A 22,146-nucleotide genomic window follows, 5' to 3' on the forward strand; every position below is an offset into this window, starting at 1 on the left:
TGCCCCTCAGCCTGCGGAGCGGGTCTCCCGGACGCGTTTGCGCAGGTCAGCGAGCTGTTCGGCGACACGGGCGGGTGCGGTGCCGCCCCGGCCGTCGCGCGACGCGACCGATCCCTCGACCGTCAGGACGGTGCGGACCTCGGGGGTCAGGTGCGGTGAGATCGCGGCGAACTCCTCATCAGTGAGCCCGTCGAGCTCGATCCCGCGCTCCTCGCAGGCACGCACGCAGGCCCCCGCCAGCTCGTGCGCGATCCGGAAGGGCACGCCCTGCTTCACGAGCCACTCCGCGATGTCGGTCGCGAGAGAGAATCCCTGGGGGGCGAGCTCACCCATCCGGTCGGTGTCGAACACCAGGGTCGCGACCTGCCCGGTGAACGCCGGGAGCAGCACCTCCAGCGTGTCGACGGAGTCGAAGACTGGCTCCTTGTCCTCCTGCAGGTCGCGGTTGTAGGCGAGCGGCAGTGCCTTGAGCGTCGTGAGCAGCCCGGCGAGATTGCCGACCAGGCGGCCGGCCTTGCCCCGTGCCAGCTCGGAGATGTCGGGGTTCTTCTTCTGCGGCATGATGCTCGATCCCGTGGACCAGGAGTCGTGGAGCGTGACGAAGCCGAACTCCTTGGTCGCCCAGAGGATGACCTCCTCGGCGATCCGGCTGACGTCGATGCCGATCTGTGCCGCGACGAACGCGAACTCCGCGACGAAGTCGCGCGAGGCGGTCCCGTCGATCGAGTTGGCGGTCGAGCCGGTGAACCCGAGCTCACGGGCGACGAGCTCCGGATCGAGTCCGAGACTCTGCCCGGCCAGTGCCCCCGACCCGTACGGCGAGTCGCCGGCCACGCGTCGCCGCCAGTCACCGAGGCGCTCGACGTCGCGGAGCAGCGCCCAGGCGTGCGCGAGCAGGTGGTGCGACAGCAGCACCGGCTGGGCGTGCTGCAGGTGGGTGCGGCCCGGCATGATCGCCGGTCCCCCGTCGACGGAGGCGAGGTGCCGCTCGGCCTGTCCCGCCAGCGCGTCGACGAGGTCGAGCACCAGGTCGGCGACGGCGCCGGCGTGGTCGAGCAGGTAGCACCGGAAGAGCGTGGCGATCTGGTCGTTGCGCGAGCGCCCGGCCCGGAGCTTCCCACCGACGTCGGGGCCGACCTCCTCGATGAGGAGTCGTTCCAGAGCCCCGTGGACGTCCTCGTCGGAGGGGTCGGGGCGCAGCGAGCCGTCCGTGAACCGTGCGGCGAGGGCGTCGAGCCCCCGGTGCAGCTCGGTCTCTTCGTCGGCGGTGAGCAGGCCGGCGGCGCCGAGCGCCTTCGCGTGCGCGTGGGAGCCGGCGATGTCGTAGAGCCCCAGCCGCCAGTCGAAGTGGGTCGAGCGGGACAGGGCCTCGAGCTCGGGCGACGGGCCGCCCTCGAAGCGGCCGCCCCACAGCTTGCCGCCCTGGGTCGCCCCGGCAGTGCTCTCGTCGGTCATGACATTCCTCCTCGGACGTGCGCGATCGCCGCCCGCATCTGGTCGATCAGCCGCGGATCCACCGCGCGGCCGTCACGGTCGAGCTCCTCGGGGGTCCACCAGGCGGCGTCGAAGATCGACTGCGACTCCAGCAGATCCAGGCCCGCGAAGCTGATCGCTCCTGCTTCCGACTCCTCGAGCGCCACGGCGAAGAGGGTCGAGTCGTTGACGTAGTCCCGTCCGTCCCACGAGAACGCCACCTCGAAGGTGCCGTACGGCTCGCCGAGCGACTCGGGAGCCACCAGCACACCGGTCTCCTCACGCAGCTCCCGGGCGGCGGCCTCGGCGAGCGACTCCCCCGCGTCGGCCGCTCCCCCGACGGTGAACCAGTACCGCACGTCCGGCAGCGCCGGATCGCAGCCGAGCAGCAGGAGGACCTTGCCCTCGCTGCTGACCGGGAGGACCCGGGCCACCGTGCGCCTGGTGGGCTCGGCCGGTCCCATGCCTGCGGCCATCAGTCCGTCCCGAGCTCCATGGCGGCCTCCTCGAGGATCGCCTCGCCCTCGTCGCCGCCGTCGGGGTTGGCGGTGATCTGGTCGTAGCCGCCCGCGGGCAGCTCGCCGAACAGGGTGCCGTGCTCGACGAGGACGGTGCCCTGGTCGAGCGGCTGGCCGGCGTACGCCTCGAGCTTCGCGCGGGAGTCGGCGATGTCGAGGTTGCGCATGGTCAGCTGGCCGATCCGGTCGGTCGGGCCGAAGGCGGCGTTCTCGACGCGCTCCATCGACAGCTTCTCGGGGTGGTAGGAGAAGTTGTCGCCCTCGGTGCGCAGGATCGTGTAGTCGTCGCCGCGGCGCAGCCGCAGGACGACCGTGCCGCTGACCAGCGAGGCGATCCAGCGCTGGATCGACTCGCGCAGCATCAGCGCCTGCGGGTCGAGCCAGCGGCCCTCGTAGAGCAGGCGGCCCAGCTTGCGGCCCTCGAGGTGGTAGTTGGCCAGGGTGTCCTCGTTGTGGATCGCGTTGAGCAGCCGCTCGTACGCCGTGAAGAGCAGCGCCATGCCCGGCGCCTCGTAGATGCCGCGCGACTTGGCCTCGATGATCCGGTTCTCGATCTGGTCGGACATGCCCAGGCCGTGGCGGCCGCCGATGGCGTTGGCCTCCATGACCAGCGCGACGGCGTCGTCGTAGCGCCGGCCGTTCAGGGAGACCGGGCGGCCGGCCTCGAAGCCGACCGTGACGTCCTCGGTCTCGATCGCGACCGCGGGGTCCCAGAACTTCACGCCCATGATCGGCTCGACGGTCTCGAGCGAGACGTCGAGGTGCTCGAGGGTCTTGGCCTCGTGCGTCGCGCCCCAGATGTTGGCATCGGTGGAGTACGCCTTCTCGGTGGCGTCGCGGTAGGGCAGGTCGTGCGCGACCAACCACTCGCTCATCTCGTGGCGTCCGCCCAGCTCCGCGACGAAGTCCGCGTCCAGCCACGGCTTGTAGATCCGCAGCTCGGGGTTGGCCATCAGGCCGTAGCGGTAGAACCGCTCGATGTCGTTGCCCTTGTACGTCGAGCCGTCGCCCCAGATGTTGACGTCGTCGGCCTGCATCGCCCGCACCAGCATGGTGCCGGTGACGGCGCGGCCCAGCGGCGTGGTGTTGAAGTAGGCCTTGGCGCCGGAGCGGATGTGGAAGGCACCGCACGCCAGGGCGGCGAGTCCCTCCTCGACCAGCTGCGGCTTGATGTCGACGGCACGGGCGATCTCGGCGCCGTACTGCTTCGCGCGCGCGGGGACGCCGGCGACGTCGGGCTCGTCGGGCTGACCGATGTCGGCCGTGTAGGTGCACGGGATCGCGCCCTTGTCGCGCATCCACGCCACGGCGACGGAGGTGTCGAGGCCGCCGGAGAAGGCGATGCCGACGCGCTCCCCCCGGGGAAGGGAGGTCAGGACCTTGCTCAACTCATGGTTCCTTTCGGGTGTCGCCTTCGGCGAGTGCGGTGAACTTGTGGGCCAGGGCGTCTCCCCCGGCGGGGTCGCGTCCGATCACGAGCACAGTGTCGTCGCCCGCGATGGTCCCGAGCACATCGGAGAGCTCGACCTTGTCGATCGCGCTGGCCAGGAACTGGGCCGCGCCCGGCGGCGTGCGCAGGACGACGAGGTTGGCGCTGGCCTCGGCGCTGACCAGCAGCTCCGTGGCCAGCCGGGACAGGCGGTGCTGGGAGGCGGCGCTCTCCCCCGTGACGGGCGAGCGGTCACCGCCTTCGGCAGGGACGGCGTAGACGAGCGCGCCGCTCGTGGAGCGGACCCGGACGGCGTCGAGCTCGACCAGGTCGCGACTGAGCGTGGCCTGGGTGACGTGCACGCCCCGGTTGCCGAGCAGGTCGGCGAGCTCGGGCTGGGAGCGGACCTCGCGGGTCTCCAGGAGCTCGGCGACGAGCGCCTGCCGGGCGCTCTTCGTCATCGGGGTCAGGGCGTGCTCGTTCATCTCAGGACCGGGTGCCCTCGAGCCAGGTCAGGATCGCCTTCTGGGCATGGCGGCGGTTCTCGGCCTCGTCCCACACGACGCTCTGCGGTCCGTCGAGGACCTCGGCCGCGATCTCCATCCCGCGGTACGCCGGCAGGCAGTGCAGCACGATCGCTCCGGGCTCGGCGGCCGCGACGAGCTCGGGCGTGACCGACCAGGGACCGAAGACGGCGCGGCGCTCGGAGGCCTCGTCCTCCTTGCCCATCGACACCCAGGTGTCGGTGATCACGATGTCCGCGCCGGTGACGGCGGCGACCGGGTCGGCGACGGCGGCACCGGAGCCGCCCGTCGCGATGCCGATCTCGTTGGCCCGGTCGAACATCGCCGCCGCGGGGACATAGCCCTCGGGACCGCTGATCCGCACGTGCATCCCCGCGGTGGCACCGGCGAGCAGCCACGAGTTGCCCATGTTGCAGGCGCCGTCGCCGAGGAAGGCCGCGGTGAGGCCCGCCAGCTCTCCCTTGTGCTCGCGGATCGTGAGCAGGTCAGCGAGCAGCTGGCACGGATGGAAGTCGTCGGTGAGCGCGTTGACGACCGGTACGCCGGCGTACGCGGCCATCTCGTCGAGGCTGGCCTGGGCATAGGTCCGCCAGACGATCTGCGCCGCCTGGCGGCCGAGCACCCGCGCGACGTCGGCGACGGACTCGCGCCTGCCGATGCCCGCCAGGGTGCCGTCCACCAGCATCGGGTGGCCGCCGAGCTCGGCGATGCCCGCGGCGAAGGACGCCTGGGTGCGCAGCGTCGGCTTGTCGAAGATCATCGCGACGGTGCGGGGACCGGCCAGTGGTCGGTGGTCGTAGGGCTCGGCCTTGAGCTTCGCGGCGAGGGCGAGCACCTCGGCCTGCTCGGCCGGGGTCAGGTCGTCGTCGCGGAGGAACGATCGGGTCACGGTGTCACTCCTGCCTGGTCGAGGATCGCGGGCCAGGCGGCCAGGAAGGCCTCCGCGTCCGCCTCGGAGAGCACGAACGGCGGCGCCATCCGGATCCGCTCGGGGGTGGCCGCGTTGACGATGAAGCCGGCGTCCTGCGCGGCGGCGACCACCTCGGCCGCCCTGGGCTCGGCGAGGGTGAGCCCGACGAGCAGGCCCGATCCCCGGGTCTCCCGCACCCGGGGATCGGCGCCGACGCCCTCCTGCAGCCGGGCCCCGAGTGCGGTCGCCCGGGCCAGCAGGCCGTCCTCGGCGAGCACGTCGAGGACGGCGAGGGCGGCTGCGGCGGCGACGGGGTTGCCGCCGAAGGTGGTGCCGTGGTTGCCGGGGTCGAACAGCTTGCCGGAGCCGTGGGTGGCCAGACAGGCACCGATCGGGATGCCGCCGGCCAGGCCCTTGGCGAGGGTCACGATGTCGGGGGTGACGGGCGCGTCCACGAGGGCCGGGTTCTGGTGGGCGAACCAGGCGCCGGTGCGGCCGACGCCGGTCTGGATCTCGTCGAGCCAGAGCAGGGCTCCGTTCTCGTGGGCGATCCGCTGGGCGGCCGGCAGGTAGCCGCGCGGCGGCACGATCACACCCGCCTCGCCCTGGATCGGCTCCACCAGGACCGCGGCCGTGTCGGTGTCGACGGCCGCCTCGAGCGCGGCGACATCGCCGTAGGGCACGAACACGACGTCGCCGGGCAGCGGCTCGAAGGGTGCCCGGTAGGCCTCCTTGGAGGTCAACGCGAGAGCGCCCAGGGTGCGGCCGTGGAAGGAGCCCTCGGTGGCCACGATCCGGGTCCGGCCGGTGCGGCGGGTCAGCTTGAACGCCGTCTCGTTGGCCTCGGAGCCGGAGTTGGTGAAGAACACCCGGGCGTCGGTGCCGAGCAGCCCGACCAGGCGCTCGGCCAGGGTGATCTGCGGCGCGCTGGCGAAGAAGTTCGAGATGTGGCCGAGGGTCTGCAGCTGCTCGGTGACAGCGGCGACGAGGCGCGGGTGCGCGTGGCCCAGCGCGTTGACGGCGATGCCGCCGAGCAGGTCGACGTACTCGCGGCCGTCGGCGTCCCACACGTGGGCGCCCGCGCCCCGGGCCAGGACGGTCTTCGGCGGACCGAAGGTGTTCATCAGGGCACCGGCGTAGCGCTCGGTCCACTCCCCGGTGGTCGGGTCGGCGGTGAGGTCGGTGGCGGGGTTCGTGGTCACTTCTGGGTCTCCCGGGCCTTGCGGGTCTTGGTGGTGACGCCGGGCAGCACCTGGGTGCCGACGCCCTCGTCGGTGAAGAGCTCGAGCAGGACGGCGTGCGCCTGGCGGCCGTCGACGACGGTCGCGCGCTTGACGCCGTCGCGGACCGCCTGCAGGCAGGCGCTCATCTTCGGGATCATGCCGCTGGCCAGCGACGGGAGGATCTCCTCCAGCGCCTCGGGGCTGATCTCCCCGATGACCTCCTCGGGGTCCGGCCAGTCGAGGTAGAGGCCCTCGACGTCGGTGAGCACGAGCAGCTTCTCGGCGCCGAGGGCGGCGGCCAGGGAGGCGGCGGCGGAGTCGGCGTTGACGTTGTGGACGACGCCGTCGATGTCGGGCGCGACGCTGGACACGACGGGGATCCGCCCGGCCTCGATCAGGTCGAGCACGGCCTCGGGGCGCACCTGCGCGACCTCGCCGACCAGGCCGAGGTCGACCTCCTCGCCGTCGACGACGGTGCCGGTCTGCTCGGCGGTGAAGAGGCCGGCGTCCTCGCCGGACAGGCCGACGGCGAGCGGGCCGTGCTCGTTGATCAGTCCGACCAGCTCCCGCTGGACCTGCCCCACCAGGACCATCCGGACGACGTCCATCGCCTCGGGCGTGGTGACGCGCAGGCCGCCGCGGAACTCGGACTCGATGCCGAGCCGGTCGAGCATCTGCGAGATCTGCGGGCCGCCACCGTGCACGACGACCGGGCGGAAGCCGGCGAAGCGCAGGAACGCGATGTCCTCGGCGAACGCGCGCTTGAGGGTGTCGTCGGTCATCGCGTTGCCGCCGTACTTCACGACGACGACCTTGCCGTGGTAGGCCTTCAACCAGGGCAGCGCACCGGCGAGGGTGTGCGCCTTGAACTGGTCCGGTTTGCCGGGCTCGTGCGTCTCGGTCGGGATGTCGCTCATGAGGAGTAGGCGCTGTTCTCGTGGACGTAGGCGTGGGTGAGGTCGTTGGTCCAGACGGTCGCCTCGGCGTCGCCGGACTTCAGGTCGATGGTGACGGTGACCGACCGGGCGGACAGGTCGACGAGGGCGGGGTCCTCGGCGGGTGTGCTGTTGCGGCAGACCCACACGCCGTTCATCGCGACATCGAGGTCCGCCGGGTCGAACGCTGCGGTGGTCGTGCCGACCGAGGCCAGTACGCGGCCCCAGTTGGGGTCCTTGCCGAAGACGGCCGCCTTGAACAGATTGCTCCGGGCGACGCTGCGACCGACCTCGACCGCCTCGTCCTCGGTCGCCGCGTTGATCGTGGTGATCGCGATCTCGTGGTCGGCGCCCTCGGCGTCGGCGAGCAACTGGATCGCCAGCGAGCGGCAGACCTCGGTGAGCGCTGCGGTGAAGTCCGGCAGGCTCGGCGTCACACCGGAGGCGCCGCTCGCCATGACGGTGACGGTGTCGTTGGTGGACTGACATCCGTCGGAGTCGAGCCGGTCGAAGCTGACCCGGGTCGCCGCGCGGAGCGCGGCATCCAGGTCGGCGGCGGGTACGACGGCATCGGTCGTGACGACCACGAGCATCGTCGCGAGGGCCGGCGCCAACATCCCCGCGCCCTTGGCCATGCCGCCGATCGACCAGGCGGCGCCGTCGGGGCCGGCCACGACGACCTGCTTGCTGACCGTGTCGGTCGTCATGATCGCCTCGGCCGCGTCGCCGCCGCCGTCGGCGGACAGCCGGGCGTGGAGGGTGCCGACGCCGTCGAGCAGGGCCTGCCGGTCGTTGACGAGGCCGATCAGGCCGGTGGAGCAGACCACGACGTCGCCGGCGGCGATCCCGACGAGCTCGCCGACCCGCTCGGCGACCTGATGGGTGGTCTGGAAGCCCTCCGGACCGGTGTAGCAGTTGGCGCCGCCGGAGTTGAGGACGACGGCGCGCACGACGCCGTCCTTGACGACCTGCTCGCTCCACAGCACCGGGTTGGCCTTGCAGCGGTTGCTGGTGAAGACCGACGCGGAGTCGAACGTGGGGCCCTGGTTGACGACGAGGGCGAGGTCCTTCTTGCCGCTCGGCTTCAGGCCGACGGCGGCGCCGGCGGCGACGAAGCCGGCGGGGTGGGTGACGCTCATGGGTTCTCGGATTCCTTCGGGATGGTTCAGGCGGGGACGGCGGGGGCGACGGTGTGGCCCGATCGTCGCCAGGCCTCCTCCGCCCGGTCTCCCATGCCGGTCGGGACCAGGATCCAGTCCGTGTCGAAGGTGGAGAGGGTGAAGACCGGGATCTCGGCCTCGGCGAGCGGCGCCAGCAGGCCGACCAGGACGCCGACGGCGCCGAGGTCGAGCTCGCCGTCGACGCAGAAGGCGGTCAGTGGCTTGTGGTGGCGCGCCTTCTTCGGCACGCTCCGGCCGGCGCACACCAGCGAGGTCTCCGTGGCCGTCGCGGTGATCGAGAAGACCGAGGAGGACTCGGCCCACAGCGGGATCTCGGCCCCCGCCGGCAGCCGGACGACGGCGAGGGTCTCCGGGTAGCGGGACAGGGAGTAGGTCTGCTCGCTCGTCACGGGGCCAGCCCCACCGTCGTGAGGCCCGTGGTCTCGTCGAGACCGAGGGCGAGGTTCATGCACTGCACCGCGGCGCCGGCGGTGCCCTTGGCGAGGTTGTCGACCGCGCCGACGGCCACCAGCCGGCCGGCCGCCTCGTCCACGGTGACCTGCAGGTGCACGGCGTTGGAGCCGAGGACCGCCTGGGTCTGCGGCCACTGGCCGGCCGGCAGCACGTGGACGAACGGCTCGTCGGCGTAGGCCTTGGCGTAGACGGCGTGCGCCTCCTCGGCGCTCACCGGGCCGGTCAGGGGGGCCGAGCAGGTGGCGAGGATGCCCCGCGGCATCGGGACGAGCAGGGGGGTGAAGCTGACCTTGACGCTCGCCGCACCACCGGCCACGAGCCTGCCGAGGTTCTGCGTGATCTCGGGCGTGTGCCGGTGCACCCCGCCGACGCCGTACGCGCTCGCGTTGCCCATCACCTCGCTGCCGAGCAGATGCGGCTTCGCCGCCTTGCCGGCGCCGCTCGTGCCGGAGGCGGCCACGACCACGACGTCGGGGACGACCAGGCCGGCGGCGACCGCCGGGGCCAGGGTGAGGGAGGAGATCGTGGGATAGCAGCCGGGAACGGCGACCCGCTTCACGCCGCGCAGTGCGTCGCGGTTGCCGGGCAGCTCGGGCAGGCCGTAGGGCCAGGTGCCGGCGTGGGCGCTGCCGTAGAACCGCTCCCACTGCGCGGCGTCCTGGAGCCGGAAGTCGGCGCCGCAGTCGATCACGACGACCTCGGGGTCGTGGGCGGCGAGTGCCTCGGCGAGCGCACCGGACTGGCCGTGGGGCAGGCCGAGGAAGACGACGTCGTGGCCGGCGAGCACCTCGACCTCGGTGGGCTCGAGCACCCGCTCCGCGAGCGGCACCAGGTGGGGCTGCAGCGCACCGAGGCGCTCCCCCGCGTTGCTGCCCGCGGTGACCGCGCCGATCTCGACGCCGGGATGACCCAGCAGCAGACGCAGCACCTCGCCTCCGGCGTACCCGCTGGCGCCGGCGACGGCGACCTTCACCTTGCTCATATGCATAAACATACAGGGTCCTGCATGAAACCGCTATCGCGGGGCCTTTGAAACCGCGGCGTCGTCCGGTGAAGCCGAACTGAAACCCCATCCTCGCAGGCTGGGGTCCATGAACGACATCCTCCACCCCCCGACGCCCCGCGACGACCTCGCGGTCGCCGCGACGGGCCTGGTCAAGACCTTCTCCGTGAAGGGCGCTGCGCCGGTGCGCGCGGTCAACGGCGTCGACCTCCACGTCGCCCGCGGCGAGGTCTTCGGCGTGCTCGGCCCCAACGGCGCCGGCAAGACCACCACCCTCTCCATGCTCGCGACCCTGCTGCCCATCGACGGCGGGCGGGCCACGATCTTCGGCGTCGACGTCGCCGCCGAGCCGCACCGGGTCCGCCAACTGCTGGGCGTCACCGGCCAGTACGCCTCGGTCGACGAGAACCTCACCGCGACCGAGAACCTGGTCCTCTTCGGCCGGCTGCTCGGCCACCGACCGCCCGCCGCCCGCCGGATCGCCGCCGACCTGCTCGAGCGCTTCGGCCTCGCCGAGGCGGCCAGCCGCCAGATCAAGAGCTTCTCCGGCGGCATGCGCCGCCGGCTCGACCTGGCGGCGTCGCTGATCGCGCGGCCGCCACTCATCTTCCTCGACGAGCCGACCACCGGCCTCGACCCGCGCACCCGCGGCCAGATGTGGGACACCATCCGCGAGCTGGTCGCCCAGGGCTCCACGATCCTGCTGACCACGCAGTACCTCGACGAGGCCGACCAGTTGGCCGACCGGATCGCTGTCATCGACGCCGGCCGCAAGGTCGCCGAGGGTACGCCGGAGCAGCTCAAGTCCGGGGTCGGCTCCTCCACCCTGCACCTGCGGCTCGCCGACCGGACCCAGACCGCCACCGCGGCCGCCGTCGTCGAGCGGGCGCTCGGCGAGGCACCGGTGCTCACCCCCGAGGCCGGCGGACTCAACGTGCCCCTGGCCGACGCCGACCAGGCCGGCGACGTGCTCATCGCGCTGCGCCAGGCCGAGCTGCCGATCACCACCGCCACGGTGCGCCAGCCCACGCTCGACGAGGTGTTCCTCGCGCTGACCGGGCACCACAGCGAGCCGAACCGGAACCACGAGACCGAGGAGGTGGCCTGATGACCACGCTCATCGACGCCCACGCCGCGACCGCCGTACCGCTGTCGCCGGCGGAGCTGCCCGCCCGCCCGTCCCTGCGCGAGACCGTCGACCAGACCCTGGCGATGGCCTGGCGCGCGACGAAGAAGATGCGCCGCAACCCGGAGCAGTTCTTCGACGTCACCATCCAGCCGCTGCTGTTCACCGCGATGTTCGCCTACATCTTCGGCGGCGCGATCTCCGGCAGCGTGCAGGACTACCTGCCGCTGATCATCCCGGGCATCCTGGCGCAGACCGCGCTCACCACCTGCATGGCGATGGGCACCCAACTGCGCGAGGACATGGACAAGGGCACCTTCGACCGCTTCCGGTCGCTGCCGATCGCCCGGATCGCGCCGCTGGCCGGTCCGGCGCTGGCCGACGTCATCCGTTACACGATCGCCGCGACGCTGACCATCCTGGTCGGCATCGCGATGGGCTACCGGCCGGGCGGCGGCGTCCTCGGCACGCTGGGCGGCTGGCTGCTGACGATCGTCGCGGCCTGGTCGCTGGCCTGGATCTTCACCTGGCTCGGCACCGTGGCCCGCTCCGCTCAGGCGGTGCAGGGCATCTCCATGATGATCATGTTCCCGTTGACCTTCCTGTCCAACGCGTTCGTCCCGGCGGAGACCCTGCCGGGCTGGCTCGAGGCGTTCGTCAAGGTCAACCCGGTCTCGCATGTGGTCACCGCGTGCCGCGACCTGATCAACGAGGGCCAGGTGACCACCGAGGTCGCATGGGCACTGCTCGGCTGCGCCGTCGTGGTCGCGATCTTCGCGCCGCTGGCCGTGCGGTCGTACTCGCGCAAGGTCTGAGCCCGGGAGCGCCCCGGATCAGCCGAACAGGCGTGCGACGACGTCGCGGGTCTCGTCCAACAGGTCGGGCCCGCGGCGCTCGCCGTACTCGGCGGCGAGGAGGGCCAGCTCCCCCGGCGCGGCCTCCTCGCACCGGGCCACGGCGCGGTCCCAGGACAGCGACGGCACGAAGCGCGGGTACGACAGCCGCTCGGCCAGCGCCAGCAGGCGCACCGCCTCGGCCGGCCGCAGGGTGCCGAAGCGCAGGGCCCAGGTGCCGAGCGCGAAGAGCATCAGCCCGACGACCGGCACGTCGACGAACGTGCGATCGCGGTCGACGACCCGCGGCACCGCGCCCACCAGCCACGCGTAGAGCGCGCGGCCCTGGGCGGGGCGGTCGTGCAGCGCGAAGGCCAGGATCGCCACCGTGTTGCCGTAGATCCGCCACGGCGCGATGTCGGCGTCGGCCCCCATGCCGGGGAAGCGGACAGCTGCCATCGCCTCTGCCGCCTGTTCGACGATCCGGCAGCCCTCGTCGACGTCGCCGCGGGCGAAGGCGATCTCGGCCTGGGTGACCAGCAGCGTGCCCCGTGCGCTGTAGCCGCCGCCCCCGGCGGTCAGGTCGGTGCGCGCGAGGACGTCCTCCAGGACCTGCTCCGCGGCGGCCGGGTCGCCGCGCTCGAGCCAGGCCACCGCCGAGACCGTCATCGCCTGGAGTGCGTCCTCGTGGGCGCCGAGCCGGACCAGCACGGGTACGGCCGCACGCGCGTGGGGCTCGGCATCGGTCAGCCGCCCCACCTGGCTGTAGAGCCCGGCCAGCTGGGCGTGGAGCACCGCGAGGGTCCACGGCCCGGTCTGGTCGGTGGCGATGGCCAGCGCCTCCTCGGCCGCGGCGATGGCGGCCACGGGATCGCCGATGTTCTCGCGCTCGTGGCTGCGCCACTGCAGGGCGATCCCGCGCACGAGGGGGTCGGGGTCGTGGATGAGCTCGTCGGAGGGCGAGAGCAGCGGGCTCGCGGCGGGGGCGCTCGCCCCCAGGACCACGGCTGTCATCGCGCGGACCCGCGGGCTCGTCGTACCGGGGCCGAGGCGGGCCAGCTCACCGAGCAGGTCGTCGAGGACCTCGAGCTGGGCGATCCAGGAGTTGACCAGGGTCAGGCACAGGGCGGCACGGGTCTGGTCCGCCCGCTCCGGCGCGGCCCGGACCTCGGTCAGCACGCGGGCCACGGTCTCGCACAGCATGATCACGCGCGCGTGCTCGCCGCGGATGCTCCAGAAGCCGCCGAGGGCCGCGAGCAGCGAGACGACGGCGTCGGCGTCGGCGTCGGCCAGGGCCCGGCGCAGGGCGTCGGCCAGATTGTTCTCCTCGGTCGCGATCGCGTCGACCGTGGCGACCTGGTCGTTGGTGAACAGGCCCGCACCGAGCCGATCGGCGGCGGCGACCGCCCAGTCGCGATGGTCCCGCTGGGCCCCGGCCTCCTCCCCCGCGTCGATCAGCTGCATCCGGCCGAACTCGCGCACCGTCTCGAGCATCCGGTAGCGCAGGGGCGCACCGGCACCGGCGTCGACGAGGGTCAGCAGCGACTGGGCCACCAGCTCCTCGACGGTGGCGAGCGCGTCGGCGCCCAGGATCGCCTCGGCGCCGTCGAGGGTGAACCCGTCGTGGAAGACCGAGAGCCGGCGCAGGCCGCGCCGGTCGCGGTCGCCGAGCAGGTTCCAGGACCAGTCGATCACGGCGAGCAGGGTCTGGTGCCGGTCGGGCGCACTACGGTCGCCACCGCGCAGGAGCGCGAACCGGTTCTCGAGCCGGGCCGCGATGTCGGCGACCGACATCGCGCGCACCTTGACCGCGGCGAGTTCGATGGCCAGCGGGAGGCCGTCGAGACGCTCGGCGATCTCGGCCACGGGCGCGTCGGGGAGCATCGCCCCCGGCCGCGCCGCGAGTGCTCGCTGCCGGAAGAGATCGCCGGCGTCGGCCGCACCGAGCCGGCTCAGCTCGAAGACGTGCTCGGCAGCGATCGCGAGCGGCGCACGGGTGGTGGTGAGCACCCGCAGCGAGGGGGTGACGGCGACCAGGAAGGCGACCAGGTCGGCGACCGCCTCGACCAGGTGCTCGCAGTTGTCGAGGACCAGCAGTGCCGGCGCCTGGTCGAGCTGCTGCGCGATCCGGGATCGTATGTCGCGCTGCTGCTCGGGCGTGAGGACGGTCCGGCCGTGCACCGAGTCGCGGACGCCGAGCACCGAGCCGACCTCGGAGACGACATCGGCCGGGTCGACGACGCCGACCAGCTCGACCACATGCACCAGCGGCTGCTCGGCCTCGGCGGCGACCAGCTGGGCGAGCCGGGTCTTGCCGAGGCCGCCGGGGCCGACGATCGAGACGACCCGGTGGGTCCGGACGAGGGCGCGTAGCCGGATCAGGTCGGCGTCGCGGCCGACCAGGCTGCTGGCGTAGTGGCTCAGGCCCGAGCGGACGGGACGGTCGCGCAGCAGCAGCTCCTGGTGCAGCGCCTGGAGCTCGGGGGCCGGGTCGACGCCGAGCCGGTCGGCGAGCCCGGCGCGGTGGGCCGCGTAGCGGGCGAGTGCGGCCGGCACGCCGCGGACGGCGGCCTCGCTGCGCAGCAGGGCCGCCAGGCAGGCATCGTCGAGGGCCGTTCCGCCCGCCTCCAGCAGCGGGAGGGCGTCGTCGTGGCGCCCCAGGGCCGAGAGGATCCGGCCGGCGAGGGCGGGCTCACCGTCGAGGTGGTCGAGCTGCGCGACCGCCTCGCTCCAGGTGCCGGCCGCGGCGGCCCGGCGGGCGGCCTCGACCGCGTGGTCGTGGGCCCAGACGTCGACGTCTGCAGTGTCGAGGGCGAGCCGGTAGCCGTGGCCGGCGCGCTCGACGACATCCGGAGCGGTGGCCGACCGGGCGCGGGAGACGACGACCTGGAGGGCCTTGGTCGGGTTGGCCGGCGGCTCGTCGCCCCAGATCTCCTCGATCAGGCGCTCCTCGCCCACCGCCTTGCCCCGGGCGTCGGCCAGTGCGGTGAGGAGCACGCGGGTGCGCTCACCTGGGACGGCCGTGCCGTCCCAGGTGACCTCGTCGGCCAACCGCAGCCGCGGCCCCGGCCTCACCACGTCGCCGGGCTCAGCGTTGCACCGCTCCGGTCAGCTCGGCAGCGCGGGCGACGGCGGCATCGCGGGCGGCACCGGTCTCGGCCTCGGTGAGGGTCCGGTCGGGCGCCCGGAAGCGCAGGGCGAAGGCCAGCGACTTCTGGCCGGCCCCGATCTGCTCGCCGGTGTAGACGTCGAACAGCCGGATCGACTCCAGCAGCTCGCCGGCGCCCTCGCGCAGGGCGGCCTCGACGGCCGCGACGGTGACGCCGGCGTCGACGACGAGCGCGACGTCCTCCTTGGCGACGGGCATGGTGGAGAACTCCGGGCCCGAGATGACGTCGGCGGCCGCCGCCATCAGCGCGTCGAGGTCCAGCTCGACGGCGGCGCTGCGGGCCGGCAGGCCGTAGGCCGCGCACACGCTCGGGTGCAGCTCGCCGGCGTGCCCGAGCTGGACGCCGTCGACGCTGACCAGGGCGCACCGGCCGGGATGCCAGGGCATCCGGGCGGCCGAGGCGACGTCGATCCCTACGCCGAGATCGGCCGCGAGGCGCCGGACGACCGCCAGCGCATCGCTCCAGCCGGCGTCGGCGCCCGGCCCCCACCAGCCGGCGCGGCGGCGCTCGCCCGCGAGGACGACGGCGACGTGCTGCGGCTGCACCGGCAGCGCCTCGACCAGCTTCTCCAGCTCGGCCTCGGTGGGCCGCGTGTGCACGCCGTAGATCGGGGCGGGGCCGTTGTCGGCGGGGAAGGCGACGGTGCCGGTCTCGAACAGGGCGACGCCCGGCGCGCCCCGACCGACGTTGCGCGAGGCGGCCTCGAGCAGTCCCGGCAACAGGGTGGTGGTGTAGGCCGGCTCCTCGCTGGACAGCGGGTTGGCCAGGCCGACGGTGGCGCGCAGCGGATCGTCGGCGGACAGGCCGAGCTTGTCGAAGGTGGCCTCGCCGACGAACGGGAAGCTGACGACCTCGACCAGGCCGGCGCCCGCGAGGGTGCGGCCGACCCGGCGGCGCAGGCGTTGCGTGCGGGTCAGGCCGCGGCCCGTGGCCCGGCGCGGCAGCACGCTCGGCACCTGGTCGTAGCCGACGATCCGGACGACCTCCTCGACCAGGTCGTAGGGGTCGTTGATGTCGGGGCGCCAGGTCGGCGGGGTGACCTCGATCGTGTCGGCGTCCTGCTCGACGACGGCGGCGCCGATCGCGCGCAGGCTCTCGACGGTGGTCATCGCGGTGATGTCGATGCCGCTGAGCCGGGCGGGCAGGTCGGTGGCGATGGTGACCGTGGGCCGCTCGGGAGCGCTGCCCACCAGGGTGTAGCCGGGCTCGGCCGTCGCCCCGCCGTGCTCGACGAGGAGCTCGACGACGCGGTCGGCGGCGACGCCGGGCAGCAGCGGGTCGACGCCGCGCTCGTTGCGCTTGCCGGCCTCGGAGGTCAGCCTGTGGCGTCTGCCGGTGCGGAACATCGAGACGGCGTCCCAGTGGGCCGCCTCGACCAGGATCCGCGTGGTGGTCTCCGACATCTCGGTGGTCGCGCCACCCATCACGCCCGCGAGGCCGATCGGGCCGGAGTCGTCGGTGATGACGAGGTCACCCCCGTTGTCCGTGGAGAGCGTGCGGACGGCACCGTCCAGGGTGGTGAGCTGCTCGCCCTCGTGGGCCCGGCGCACACCGAGCGGCCCGGCGACCTTGTCGGCGTCGTAGCCGTGGATGGGCTGGCCGAGCTCGAGCATGACGTAGTTGGTGACGTCGACGGCCAGCGAGATCGAGCGCATGCCGGCCTGCTCGACGCGACGCCTGATGAAGTCGGGCGTGGGCGCGGCCGGGTCGAAGCCGCTGACCAGCCGTGCGGCGAAGACCGGGCAGCCGGCGGGGTCGTCGACGACGACCTCCCAGGCCTTGCCGTCGACGTCGGGAAGCTCGCGCTCGGCCGGGTCGGCGAACGGCACGTCGAAGCCCAGCGCCGCCTCGCGGGCGACGCCACGCAGCGAGAGGGCGTAGGCGCGGTCGGGGTTGATCTCGAACTCGATGACCTCGTCGTCGAGCCCGAGCAGGCCGAACACGTCGTCGCCGGGGACGCCGGCGTCGGGGGGCAGCACCAGGATGCCGTCGTGATCCTCGCCGATGCCGAGCTCGCGGACCGAGCAGATCATGCCGGCCGAGACGTGGCCGTAGGTCTTGCGCGCGGAGATCGCGAAGCCGCCGGGCAGCACGCCGCCGGGCAGGATGACGACGACCAGGTCGCCGGGCTCGAAGTTGTGGGCGCCGCAGACGATGCCCTGCGGTTCACCCGTGCCGTTGGCGTCACCGACATCGACCGTGCACCAGTTGATGGTCTTGCCGTTCTTCTGCGGCTCCGGCTCCATCGTCAGCACCTTGCCGATGACGAGCGGACCGGTGATGTCGGCGGAGTCGATCGCCTCGAGCTTGAGTCCGAGCGCGGTGAGCCGGTCGGTGAGCACCTCGGTGGTGACCTCGGCGGGCAGGTCGACGAGCTCCCGGATCCAGGAGACAGGGGCCTTCACAGTTCACTCCCGAAAGCAGTGGTGAAGCGCACGTCGCCCTCGAACAGCGTGCGCAGGTCCTCCAGGCCGTGCCGGAACATCAGGGTCCGGTCGATGCCCATGCCGAAGGCGAAGCCCGAGAAGCGCTCGGAGTCGACGCCGCAGGCCTGGAGCACACGCGGGTTGACGATGCCGCAGCCGCCCCACTCGATCCAACCCTCGCCGCGACAGGTCCGGCAGTGCTCGGCGTCGACGCCTCGGCAGACGAAGCAGACCAGGTCGACCTCGGCGCTGGGCTCGGTGAAGGGGAAGTACGACGGCCGGAACCGGGTCGTGATGCCCTCGCCGAACATCTGGCTCGCGAAGTGGTCGAGCGTGCCCTTGAGATGGGCCATCGAGATCCCCTCGTCGATCGCCAGGCCTTCGACCTGGTGGAACATCGGCGAGTGGGTGGCGTCGTACTCGTCGGTGCGGAAGACCCGCCCGGGGCACACGACGTAGATGGGCGCGCCCTCCGCGACGCCGCGGGTGAGCATGGTGCGGGCCTGGACCGGGCTGGTGTGGGTACGCAGCACGACGTGGTGGTCGGCGGGCTCGGTCCAGAAGGTGTCCTGCATGGTCCGCGCCGGGTGGTCCGGACCCAGGTTGAGCGCGTCGAAGTTGAGCCACTCGGCCTCGATGACCGGCCCCTCGGCGACCTCCCAGCCCATCGCGACGAAGATGTCGGCGATCAGCTCGGCGCCGGTGGTGAGCGGGTGCCGGCCACCCAGCACGAGCTCGTCGGTCGGCAGCGTCACGTCGACGGCCTCCTCGACGAGGATCCGCGCCTCGTGCTCCGCCTCGAGCACCTCCTGCCGCGCGGCCAGCGCCTTGCTCACGGCGCCCCGGGCCTGACCGACGCGCTGGCCGGCCTCCTTGCGGGCCTGGGGCGGCAGCGCGCCGATCTCGCGGTTGGCGAGGGCGAGCGGGGAGCGGTCGCCGGCGTGCTCGGAGCGCACCGCCTTCAGCTGCTCCAGGTCGGTGGCGGCGGCGATGGCGGCCAGCGCGGCGTCGCGCGCCGTCTCGAGCTCAGCAGGGCTCACAGCGGCGACCTCCACGGGGTCGTAGTCAGTGTTCGGGCCAGACATATCGGCGCCAGTCTAGGAACCCGGGCCACCCGGGAGCGAACCGGTATTCAGTCCTGGAACGTGTCGGCGATCGCCGTCAGCCGAGCGACGTACGCCGGCCAGTCGACGCCGTCGGGCACGTTGCTCATCGCGGGGCGCAGTCCGGCGGCCCCGTCGTGCTGCTCGCGGAGGATGTCGGCCTGCCCGGCGTGCCGCTGGAGGTCGCACAGGACGTGCACCGCGATGTGGTGCAGCGTGGTCGCGGCGCGCTCCGCGGGCCACCAGGGGACCCGGCCCGGGGTGTCGAGCGGAAGCTCGGCCAGCGCGGCGTCGGCGAACGCTCCGACCCGGCCGTAGAGCGCGACCAGCTCGGCGGCCGGGACGTCGGCGGGCACGGTCCAGTCGGCCTGGGGGTCGGTGTCATAGGCGTCCATCGCGATCACCGCCGGGTGGTCGGGCTCGGGCCAGACCCGGCCGAAGGTGGGCCCGAAGTAGCCGATCTCGACGTTGGCGCAGTGCAGCACCGTGCCGAGGAGCGTGGTGCCGGTCGGCGTGCGGGGCAGCCGCAGCTGCCGCTCCCCCAGCCCTTCGAGCTTCCAGAGCAGTGCCTCCCGGGCGCCGCCGAGATAGCGGCGGAGCACGTCGACGGGCTGGTCGGCCTCCGTCAGCTGCTCGGTCATGGGGTCATGGTGCCACGACGGGCGCGCACGGCCAGGTGGTCACGATCCGCGCGCCGCCGCCCGGGCGATCGTCGACGACGACGTTGCCGCCGTGAACGCGGACGAGGCCGCGGACGATGTAGAGACCGAGGCCCGACCCGCCGCCGGTGCCCTCGGTCCAGAACTTCGTGAAGATCCGCTGCCGCAGTTCCGGCGCGATGCCGGTGCCCTCGTCGGTGACGGTGACGGCCAGGTGGTCGGCGTCGTCGCGCCAGCGGCCGACGTGCATCCGGACGGTCCCGCTGCCGTGGCGCACGGCGTTCTCGACGACGTTCGTGAGGACCTGCATCACCTTGTCGGGGTCGGCGTCGATCGGCGGCAGGTCCGGCTCGATCTCCAGCTCGATCGGCGTGGACGTGACGACGGTGATGGACTCGTGGACCAGCGTGGCCTTGCGGGGGAGGTCGGTCGGTCGGCGGTGGAGCTGGAGCCGGCCGGTGTCGATCCGGGCGACGTCGAGCAACTCGGCGATCAGCCGACTGAGTCGCTCGGCGTCGGCGCTCGCGGTGGTGAGCATGAGCCGCTTCTGCTCGTCGGTCAGCTTGTCCCAGCGGTTGAGGAGGGCCTGCACGAAGCCCTTCACGCCGGTGAGCGGTGAGCGCAGCTCGTGGGCCAGGGTGGCGACCAGGTCGGAGCGGTCCCGATCGAGACGGGCACGGCCGCGACCGGAGCGCAGGTCGACGGCGACGGCGCTGACCGGGCCGTTGCGCTCGGCGCGGTGCAGGCGGGCGGTGACCAGCACCTCGGTGCCGTCGGGGAGCAGCCAGGACTGCTCGGGCACGCCGGTGCGGGTGGACAAGCCGTCGTACGGCGCGTTCGCGTCGTACCACGTCCGCGCGTCGTGATCGGCGAGGGCGAGCACCTCATCGAGCGGGCGGCCGATCAGCTCGGCCGCCGGGCCGAGGCCGAGCATCCTCGCCGCGACCGCGTTGACGGCACTGACCCGTCCGTCGGCACGAGCGACGACGACGCCGTCCGGCAGCAGGTCGAGGGTGTCGTTCACGCCCTCATCATGGCGCGGGCGCTGGCGTAGAGACAGACCGCCGCGGCGGTGGCGAGATTGAGGGACTCGGCGCCACCGAGGATCGGGATGCGGACCCGGTGGTCGGCGAGCGCGGCCAGCTCGCCGGGCAGGCCCCATGCCTCGTTGCCGAACAGCCAGGCCGTCGGACGGGACAGCAGCTCGTCGGCGGCGAACAGGTCGACCTCTCCCCCGCCGTCGGCGGCCAGTACGGTCAGTCCGGATGCCTGGGCCCGACGGACGGCGGTGGCCGGGTCCCGCTCGAGGACGACCGGGAGGTGGAACAGGCTGCCCACGCTGGCCCGGACCGTCTTGGGGTTGTAGGCGTCGACCGAGTCGCCCGCGAGGACGACCGCGTCGGCGCCGGCAGCGTCGCTGGTGCGGATGACGGTGCCGGCATTGCCGGGGTCGCGCACGTCGGCGCAGATCGTCAGCAGCCGCGGACCCGCCGGGATTCGCCCGTCGAGGAAGGCGCACACGGCCACGAGGCCGGCCGGGTTGACACTGTCGCTCAGGCCGCTCATCGCCCGGTCGTCGACGAGGGTGACCGGTGCGGCGCCGAGCAGGTCGGCGTACTCGGCGGCGGCGACGGGGGTCGCGAAGACCTCCACGACGCATCCCGGCACGGCGAGGGCGCCCTCGACGGCCTTCGGGCCGTCGGCAAGGAAACACCGCCGCTCGGAACGAGCCGAGCGGCGGTGCAGCTTGCGTGCTTCCTTGACGCGGGTGTTGCCCGCGGTCAGAGGAGTCATGCCCAGGGTCCGAGGATCAGGCGGAGACCTGGTCAGACTCGCGAGGCGCGTTGACGTCCTCGGGCAGCGCGGCCTTGGCCTGCGCCACGATCGCGGAGAACGCGGCCGGGTCGTTGACCGCGAGGTCGGCGAGGATCTTGCGGTCGACCTCGATGCCGGCCAGGTTGAGGCCCTGGATGAAGCGGTTGTAGGTCAGGCCCTCGGCGCGGGCGGCCGCGTTGATCCGCTGGATCCACAGGCGGCGGAAGTTGCCCTTGTTCTTCTTGCGGTCGTTGTAGCTGTAGACCAGGGAGTGGGTGACCTGCTCCTTGGCCTTGCGGTACAGCCGCGAACGCTGGCCGCGGTAGCCGCTGGCCCGCTCGAGGGTGGTACGACGCTTCTTCGCCGCGTTCACTGCGCGCTTGACGCGTGCCATCTTCTAACTCCTTGTTGCTTAGCTCAGGTGCGGACGACGGCCGGTCAGAGACCGAGCATCTTCTTCGCGCGCGGGACGTCGTTCTTGGCGACCTCGACCGTGCCGGTCAGGCGACGGGTGACCTTGGAGGCCTTCTTCTCGAGGTTGTGGCGCTTGCCGGCCTTCTCGCGCAGGATCTTGCCGCTGCCCGTGACCTTGAACCGCTTGCTGGCACCGGAGTGCGTCTTGTTCTTCGGCATCTCGTCTCTTCCTATCTTCGAGTCAGTCTCAGGCGTCGATCTCGGGATCGAGGTTCTCCGAGCGACCCCGCTCCTTCTTCTGCGCGGCCGGCTTCTGGGCGACCCGCTCGGCCTGCGCGGCGGCGTCGGCGGCGGCCTCCGCCTCGCGCTCGGCGCGACGCTCCTCCTTGGCCGCCTTCACCTCGGCCTTGGCCTCGGCCTTCTTCTTGTGCGGCCCGATGACCATGGTCATGTTGCGGCCGTCCTGCTTGGGGTTGGACTCCACGAAGCCCAGCTCCTGCACATCCTCGGCCAGCTTCTGCAGCAGGCGGTAGCCCAGCTCGGGGCGGTGCTGCTCCCGACCACGGAACATGATCGTGATCTTGACCTTGTCGCCGGCCTTGAGGAAGCGAACGACGTGACCCTTCTTGGTCTCGTAGTCGTGCGCGTCGATCTTCGGCCGGAGCTTCATCTCCTTGATGATGACGTTGGTCTGGTTCCGTCGCGCCTCACGGGCCTTCTGGGCGTTCTCGTACTTGAACTTCCCGTAGTCCATGAGCTTGCAGACAGGGGGCTTCCCCATCGGCGCGATCTCCACCAGGTCCAGGTCGGCCTCCTGCGCGAGCTTGAGTGCCTGGTCGGTGGGGACGATGCCGACGGTCTCTCCGTTGGGTCCCACGAGCCGGACCTCGGGTACCCGGATCCGCTCGTTGATGCGCAGCTCGGTGCTGATAAGTCCTCCAAACTCGGTCG

At 72.6% G+C, this 22,146-nt stretch carries 21 protein-coding genes; 2 read left to right on the forward strand and 19 right to left on the reverse strand.

Annotated features, from left to right (window positions below; translation table 11 throughout):
- Positions 1-6: 6 nt before the first annotated feature.
- The 10 genes from argH to argC are packed head-to-tail and all read right to left on the reverse strand — an operon-like array spanning position 7 to position 9,634.
- Positions 7-1,455: an argininosuccinate lyase gene (gene argH / locus QJ852_14865; GenBank protein WGX94433.1), complete on the reverse strand. Its 1,449-nt coding sequence runs from the start codon at positions 1,453-1,455 to the stop codon at positions 7-9.
- The gene (locus tag QJ852_14870) at positions 1,452-1,949 is read right to left on the reverse strand and encodes an NUDIX domain-containing protein (GenBank protein WGX94434.1); all 498 of its coding nucleotides are present in this window, start codon (positions 1,947-1,949) and stop codon (positions 1,452-1,454) included. The genes argH and QJ852_14870 overlap by 4 nt, the downstream gene beginning before the upstream one ends.
- A complete protein-coding gene (gene argG, locus QJ852_14875; protein WGX94435.1) occupies positions 1,949-3,379 on the reverse strand; it encodes an argininosuccinate synthase in 1,431 nt (476 codons plus the stop codon). Before argG ends, QJ852_14870 begins: the two co-directional genes overlap by 1 nt.
- A gap of 1 nt (position 3,380) precedes the next feature.
- Positions 3,381-3,905, reverse strand: a complete 525-nt coding sequence (locus QJ852_14880; protein ID WGX94436.1) for an arginine repressor — start codon at positions 3,903-3,905, stop codon at positions 3,381-3,383.
- Position 3,906: 1 nt separating this feature from the next.
- Positions 3,907-4,833, reverse strand: coding sequence for an ornithine carbamoyltransferase (argF, locus tag QJ852_14885; protein WGX94437.1), 927 nt, complete (start codon positions 4,831-4,833; stop codon positions 3,907-3,909).
- Positions 4,830-6,056: an acetylornithine transaminase gene (locus QJ852_14890; protein ID WGX94438.1), complete on the reverse strand. Its 1,227-nt coding sequence runs from the start codon at positions 6,054-6,056 to the stop codon at positions 4,830-4,832. Before QJ852_14890 ends, argF begins: the two co-directional genes overlap by 4 nt.
- Positions 6,053-6,994 (reverse strand): acetylglutamate kinase, encoded by a 942-nt coding sequence (argB, locus tag QJ852_14895; GenBank protein ID WGX94439.1) that lies wholly within the window; start codon positions 6,992-6,994, stop codon positions 6,053-6,055. Before argB ends, QJ852_14890 begins: the two co-directional genes overlap by 4 nt.
- The gene (gene argJ / locus QJ852_14900; GenBank protein ID WGX94440.1) at positions 6,991-8,151 is read right to left on the reverse strand and encodes a bifunctional glutamate N-acetyltransferase/amino-acid acetyltransferase ArgJ; all 1,161 of its coding nucleotides are present in this window, start codon (positions 8,149-8,151) and stop codon (positions 6,991-6,993) included. Before argJ ends, argB begins: the two co-directional genes overlap by 4 nt.
- A gap of 26 nt (positions 8,152-8,177) precedes the next feature.
- Entirely contained in the window at positions 8,178-8,582 is a 405-nt protein-coding gene (locus QJ852_14905) for an ACT domain-containing protein (GenBank protein ID WGX94441.1), read from the reverse strand.
- Positions 8,579-9,634, reverse strand: coding sequence for an N-acetyl-gamma-glutamyl-phosphate reductase (argC, locus tag QJ852_14910; GenBank protein ID WGX94442.1), 1,056 nt, complete (start codon positions 9,632-9,634; stop codon positions 8,579-8,581). Before argC ends, QJ852_14905 begins: the two co-directional genes overlap by 4 nt.
- Before the next feature lie 103 nt (positions 9,635-9,737).
- Between argC and QJ852_14915 the strand changes: the two genes are divergently transcribed.
- Together QJ852_14915 and QJ852_14920 are read left to right on the forward strand one after the other, a co-directional pair.
- Complete coding sequence (locus QJ852_14915) at positions 9,738-10,757, forward strand: ATP-binding cassette domain-containing protein (protein ID WGX94443.1); 1,020 nt, start codon at positions 9,738-9,740, stop codon at positions 10,755-10,757.
- Positions 10,757-11,590 (forward strand): ABC transporter permease, encoded by an 834-nt coding sequence (locus QJ852_14920; protein WGX94444.1) that lies wholly within the window; start codon positions 10,757-10,759, stop codon positions 11,588-11,590. Before QJ852_14915 ends, QJ852_14920 begins: the two co-directional genes overlap by 1 nt.
- Before the next feature lie 18 nt (positions 11,591-11,608).
- On the opposite strand, the gene QJ852_14925 is transcribed toward QJ852_14920, so the two are convergent.
- From QJ852_14925 to infC, 9 genes are read right to left on the reverse strand one after another with little or no spacing between them, the layout of a single operon-like run.
- Positions 11,609-14,686 (reverse strand): AAA family ATPase, encoded by a 3,078-nt coding sequence (locus tag QJ852_14925; protein ID WGX94445.1) that lies wholly within the window; start codon positions 14,684-14,686, stop codon positions 11,609-11,611.
- Between the two features lie 10 nt (positions 14,687-14,696).
- Complete coding sequence (gene pheT, locus QJ852_14930; GenBank protein WGX94446.1) at positions 14,697-17,183, reverse strand: phenylalanine--tRNA ligase subunit beta; 2,487 nt, start codon at positions 17,181-17,183, stop codon at positions 14,697-14,699.
- A complete protein-coding gene (gene pheS, locus QJ852_14935) occupies positions 17,180-18,289 on the reverse strand; it encodes a phenylalanine--tRNA ligase subunit alpha (GenBank protein ID WGX94447.1) in 1,110 nt (369 codons plus the stop codon). Before pheS ends, pheT begins: the two co-directional genes overlap by 4 nt.
- Positions 18,290-18,336: 47 nt before the next feature.
- Entirely contained in the window at positions 18,337-18,948 is a 612-nt protein-coding gene (locus tag QJ852_14940) for a DinB family protein (GenBank protein ID WGX94448.1), read from the reverse strand.
- 4 nt (positions 18,949-18,952) lie between these two features.
- On the reverse strand, positions 18,953-19,990 hold the full coding sequence (locus QJ852_14945) for an ATP-binding protein (GenBank protein WGX94449.1): 1,038 nt from the start codon (positions 19,988-19,990) through the stop codon (positions 18,953-18,955).
- Positions 19,987-20,760 (reverse strand): RNA methyltransferase, encoded by a 774-nt coding sequence (locus QJ852_14950; GenBank protein WGX94450.1) that lies wholly within the window; start codon positions 20,758-20,760, stop codon positions 19,987-19,989. The genes QJ852_14945 and QJ852_14950 overlap by 4 nt, the downstream gene beginning before the upstream one ends.
- A 16-nt stretch (positions 20,761-20,776) precedes the next feature.
- On the reverse strand, positions 20,777-21,175 hold the full coding sequence (gene rplT / locus QJ852_14955; protein WGX94451.1) for a 50S ribosomal protein L20: 399 nt from the start codon (positions 21,173-21,175) through the stop codon (positions 20,777-20,779).
- A gap of 44 nt (positions 21,176-21,219) precedes the next feature.
- On the reverse strand, positions 21,220-21,414 hold the full coding sequence (gene rpmI / locus QJ852_14960; GenBank protein WGX94452.1) for a 50S ribosomal protein L35: 195 nt from the start codon (positions 21,412-21,414) through the stop codon (positions 21,220-21,222).
- A 28-nt stretch (positions 21,415-21,442) separates the two neighbouring features.
- A complete protein-coding gene (gene infC, locus QJ852_14965) occupies positions 21,443-22,126 on the reverse strand; it encodes a translation initiation factor IF-3 (GenBank protein ID WGX99467.1) in 684 nt (227 codons plus the stop codon).
- Positions 22,127-22,146 lie beyond the last annotated feature (20 nt).

Origin of the sequence: Nocardioides sp. L-11A (genome assembly GCA_029961745.1) — a bacterium.
Taxonomy (GTDB): domain Bacteria; phylum Actinomycetota; class Actinomycetes; order Propionibacteriales; family Nocardioidaceae; genus Nocardioides.

Excerpts from the sequence above, each read along its gene's own strand:
- argH (WGX94433.1), bottom strand. The coding sequence starts at position 1,455 with ATGACCGACGAGAGCACTGCCGGGGCGACCCAGGGCGGCAAGCTGTGG.
- QJ852_14870 (WGX94434.1), bottom strand. The coding sequence starts at position 1,949 with ATGGCCGCAGGCATGGGACCGGCCGAGCCCACCAGGCGCACGGTGGCC.
- QJ852_14880 (WGX94436.1), bottom strand. The coding sequence starts at position 3,905 with ATGAACGAGCACGCCCTGACCCCGATGACGAAGAGCGCCCGGCAGGCG.
- argB (WGX94439.1), bottom strand. The coding sequence starts at position 6,994 with ATGAGCGACATCCCGACCGAGACGCACGAGCCCGGCAAACCGGACCAG.
- argJ (WGX94440.1), bottom strand. The coding sequence starts at position 8,151 with ATGAGCGTCACCCACCCCGCCGGCTTCGTCGCCGCCGGCGCCGCCGTC.
- argC (WGX94442.1), bottom strand. The coding sequence starts at position 9,634 with ATGCATATGAGCAAGGTGAAGGTCGCCGTCGCCGGCGCCAGCGGGTAC.
- QJ852_14915 (WGX94443.1), top strand. The coding sequence starts at position 9,738 with ATGAACGACATCCTCCACCCCCCGACGCCCCGCGACGACCTCGCGGTC.
- QJ852_14920 (WGX94444.1), top strand. The coding sequence starts at position 10,757 with ATGACCACGCTCATCGACGCCCACGCCGCGACCGCCGTACCGCTGTCG.
- pheS (WGX94447.1), bottom strand. The coding sequence starts at position 18,289 with ATGTCTGGCCCGAACACTGACTACGACCCCGTGGAGGTCGCCGCTGTG.
- QJ852_14940 (WGX94448.1), bottom strand. The coding sequence starts at position 18,948 with ATGACCGAGCAGCTGACGGAGGCCGACCAGCCCGTCGACGTGCTCCGC.
- QJ852_14950 (WGX94450.1), bottom strand. The coding sequence starts at position 20,760 with ATGACTCCTCTGACCGCGGGCAACACCCGCGTCAAGGAAGCACGCAAG.
- rplT (WGX94451.1), bottom strand. The coding sequence starts at position 21,175 with ATGGCACGCGTCAAGCGCGCAGTGAACGCGGCGAAGAAGCGTCGTACC.
- rpmI (WGX94452.1), bottom strand. The coding sequence starts at position 21,414 with ATGCCGAAGAACAAGACGCACTCCGGTGCCAGCAAGCGGTTCAAGGTC.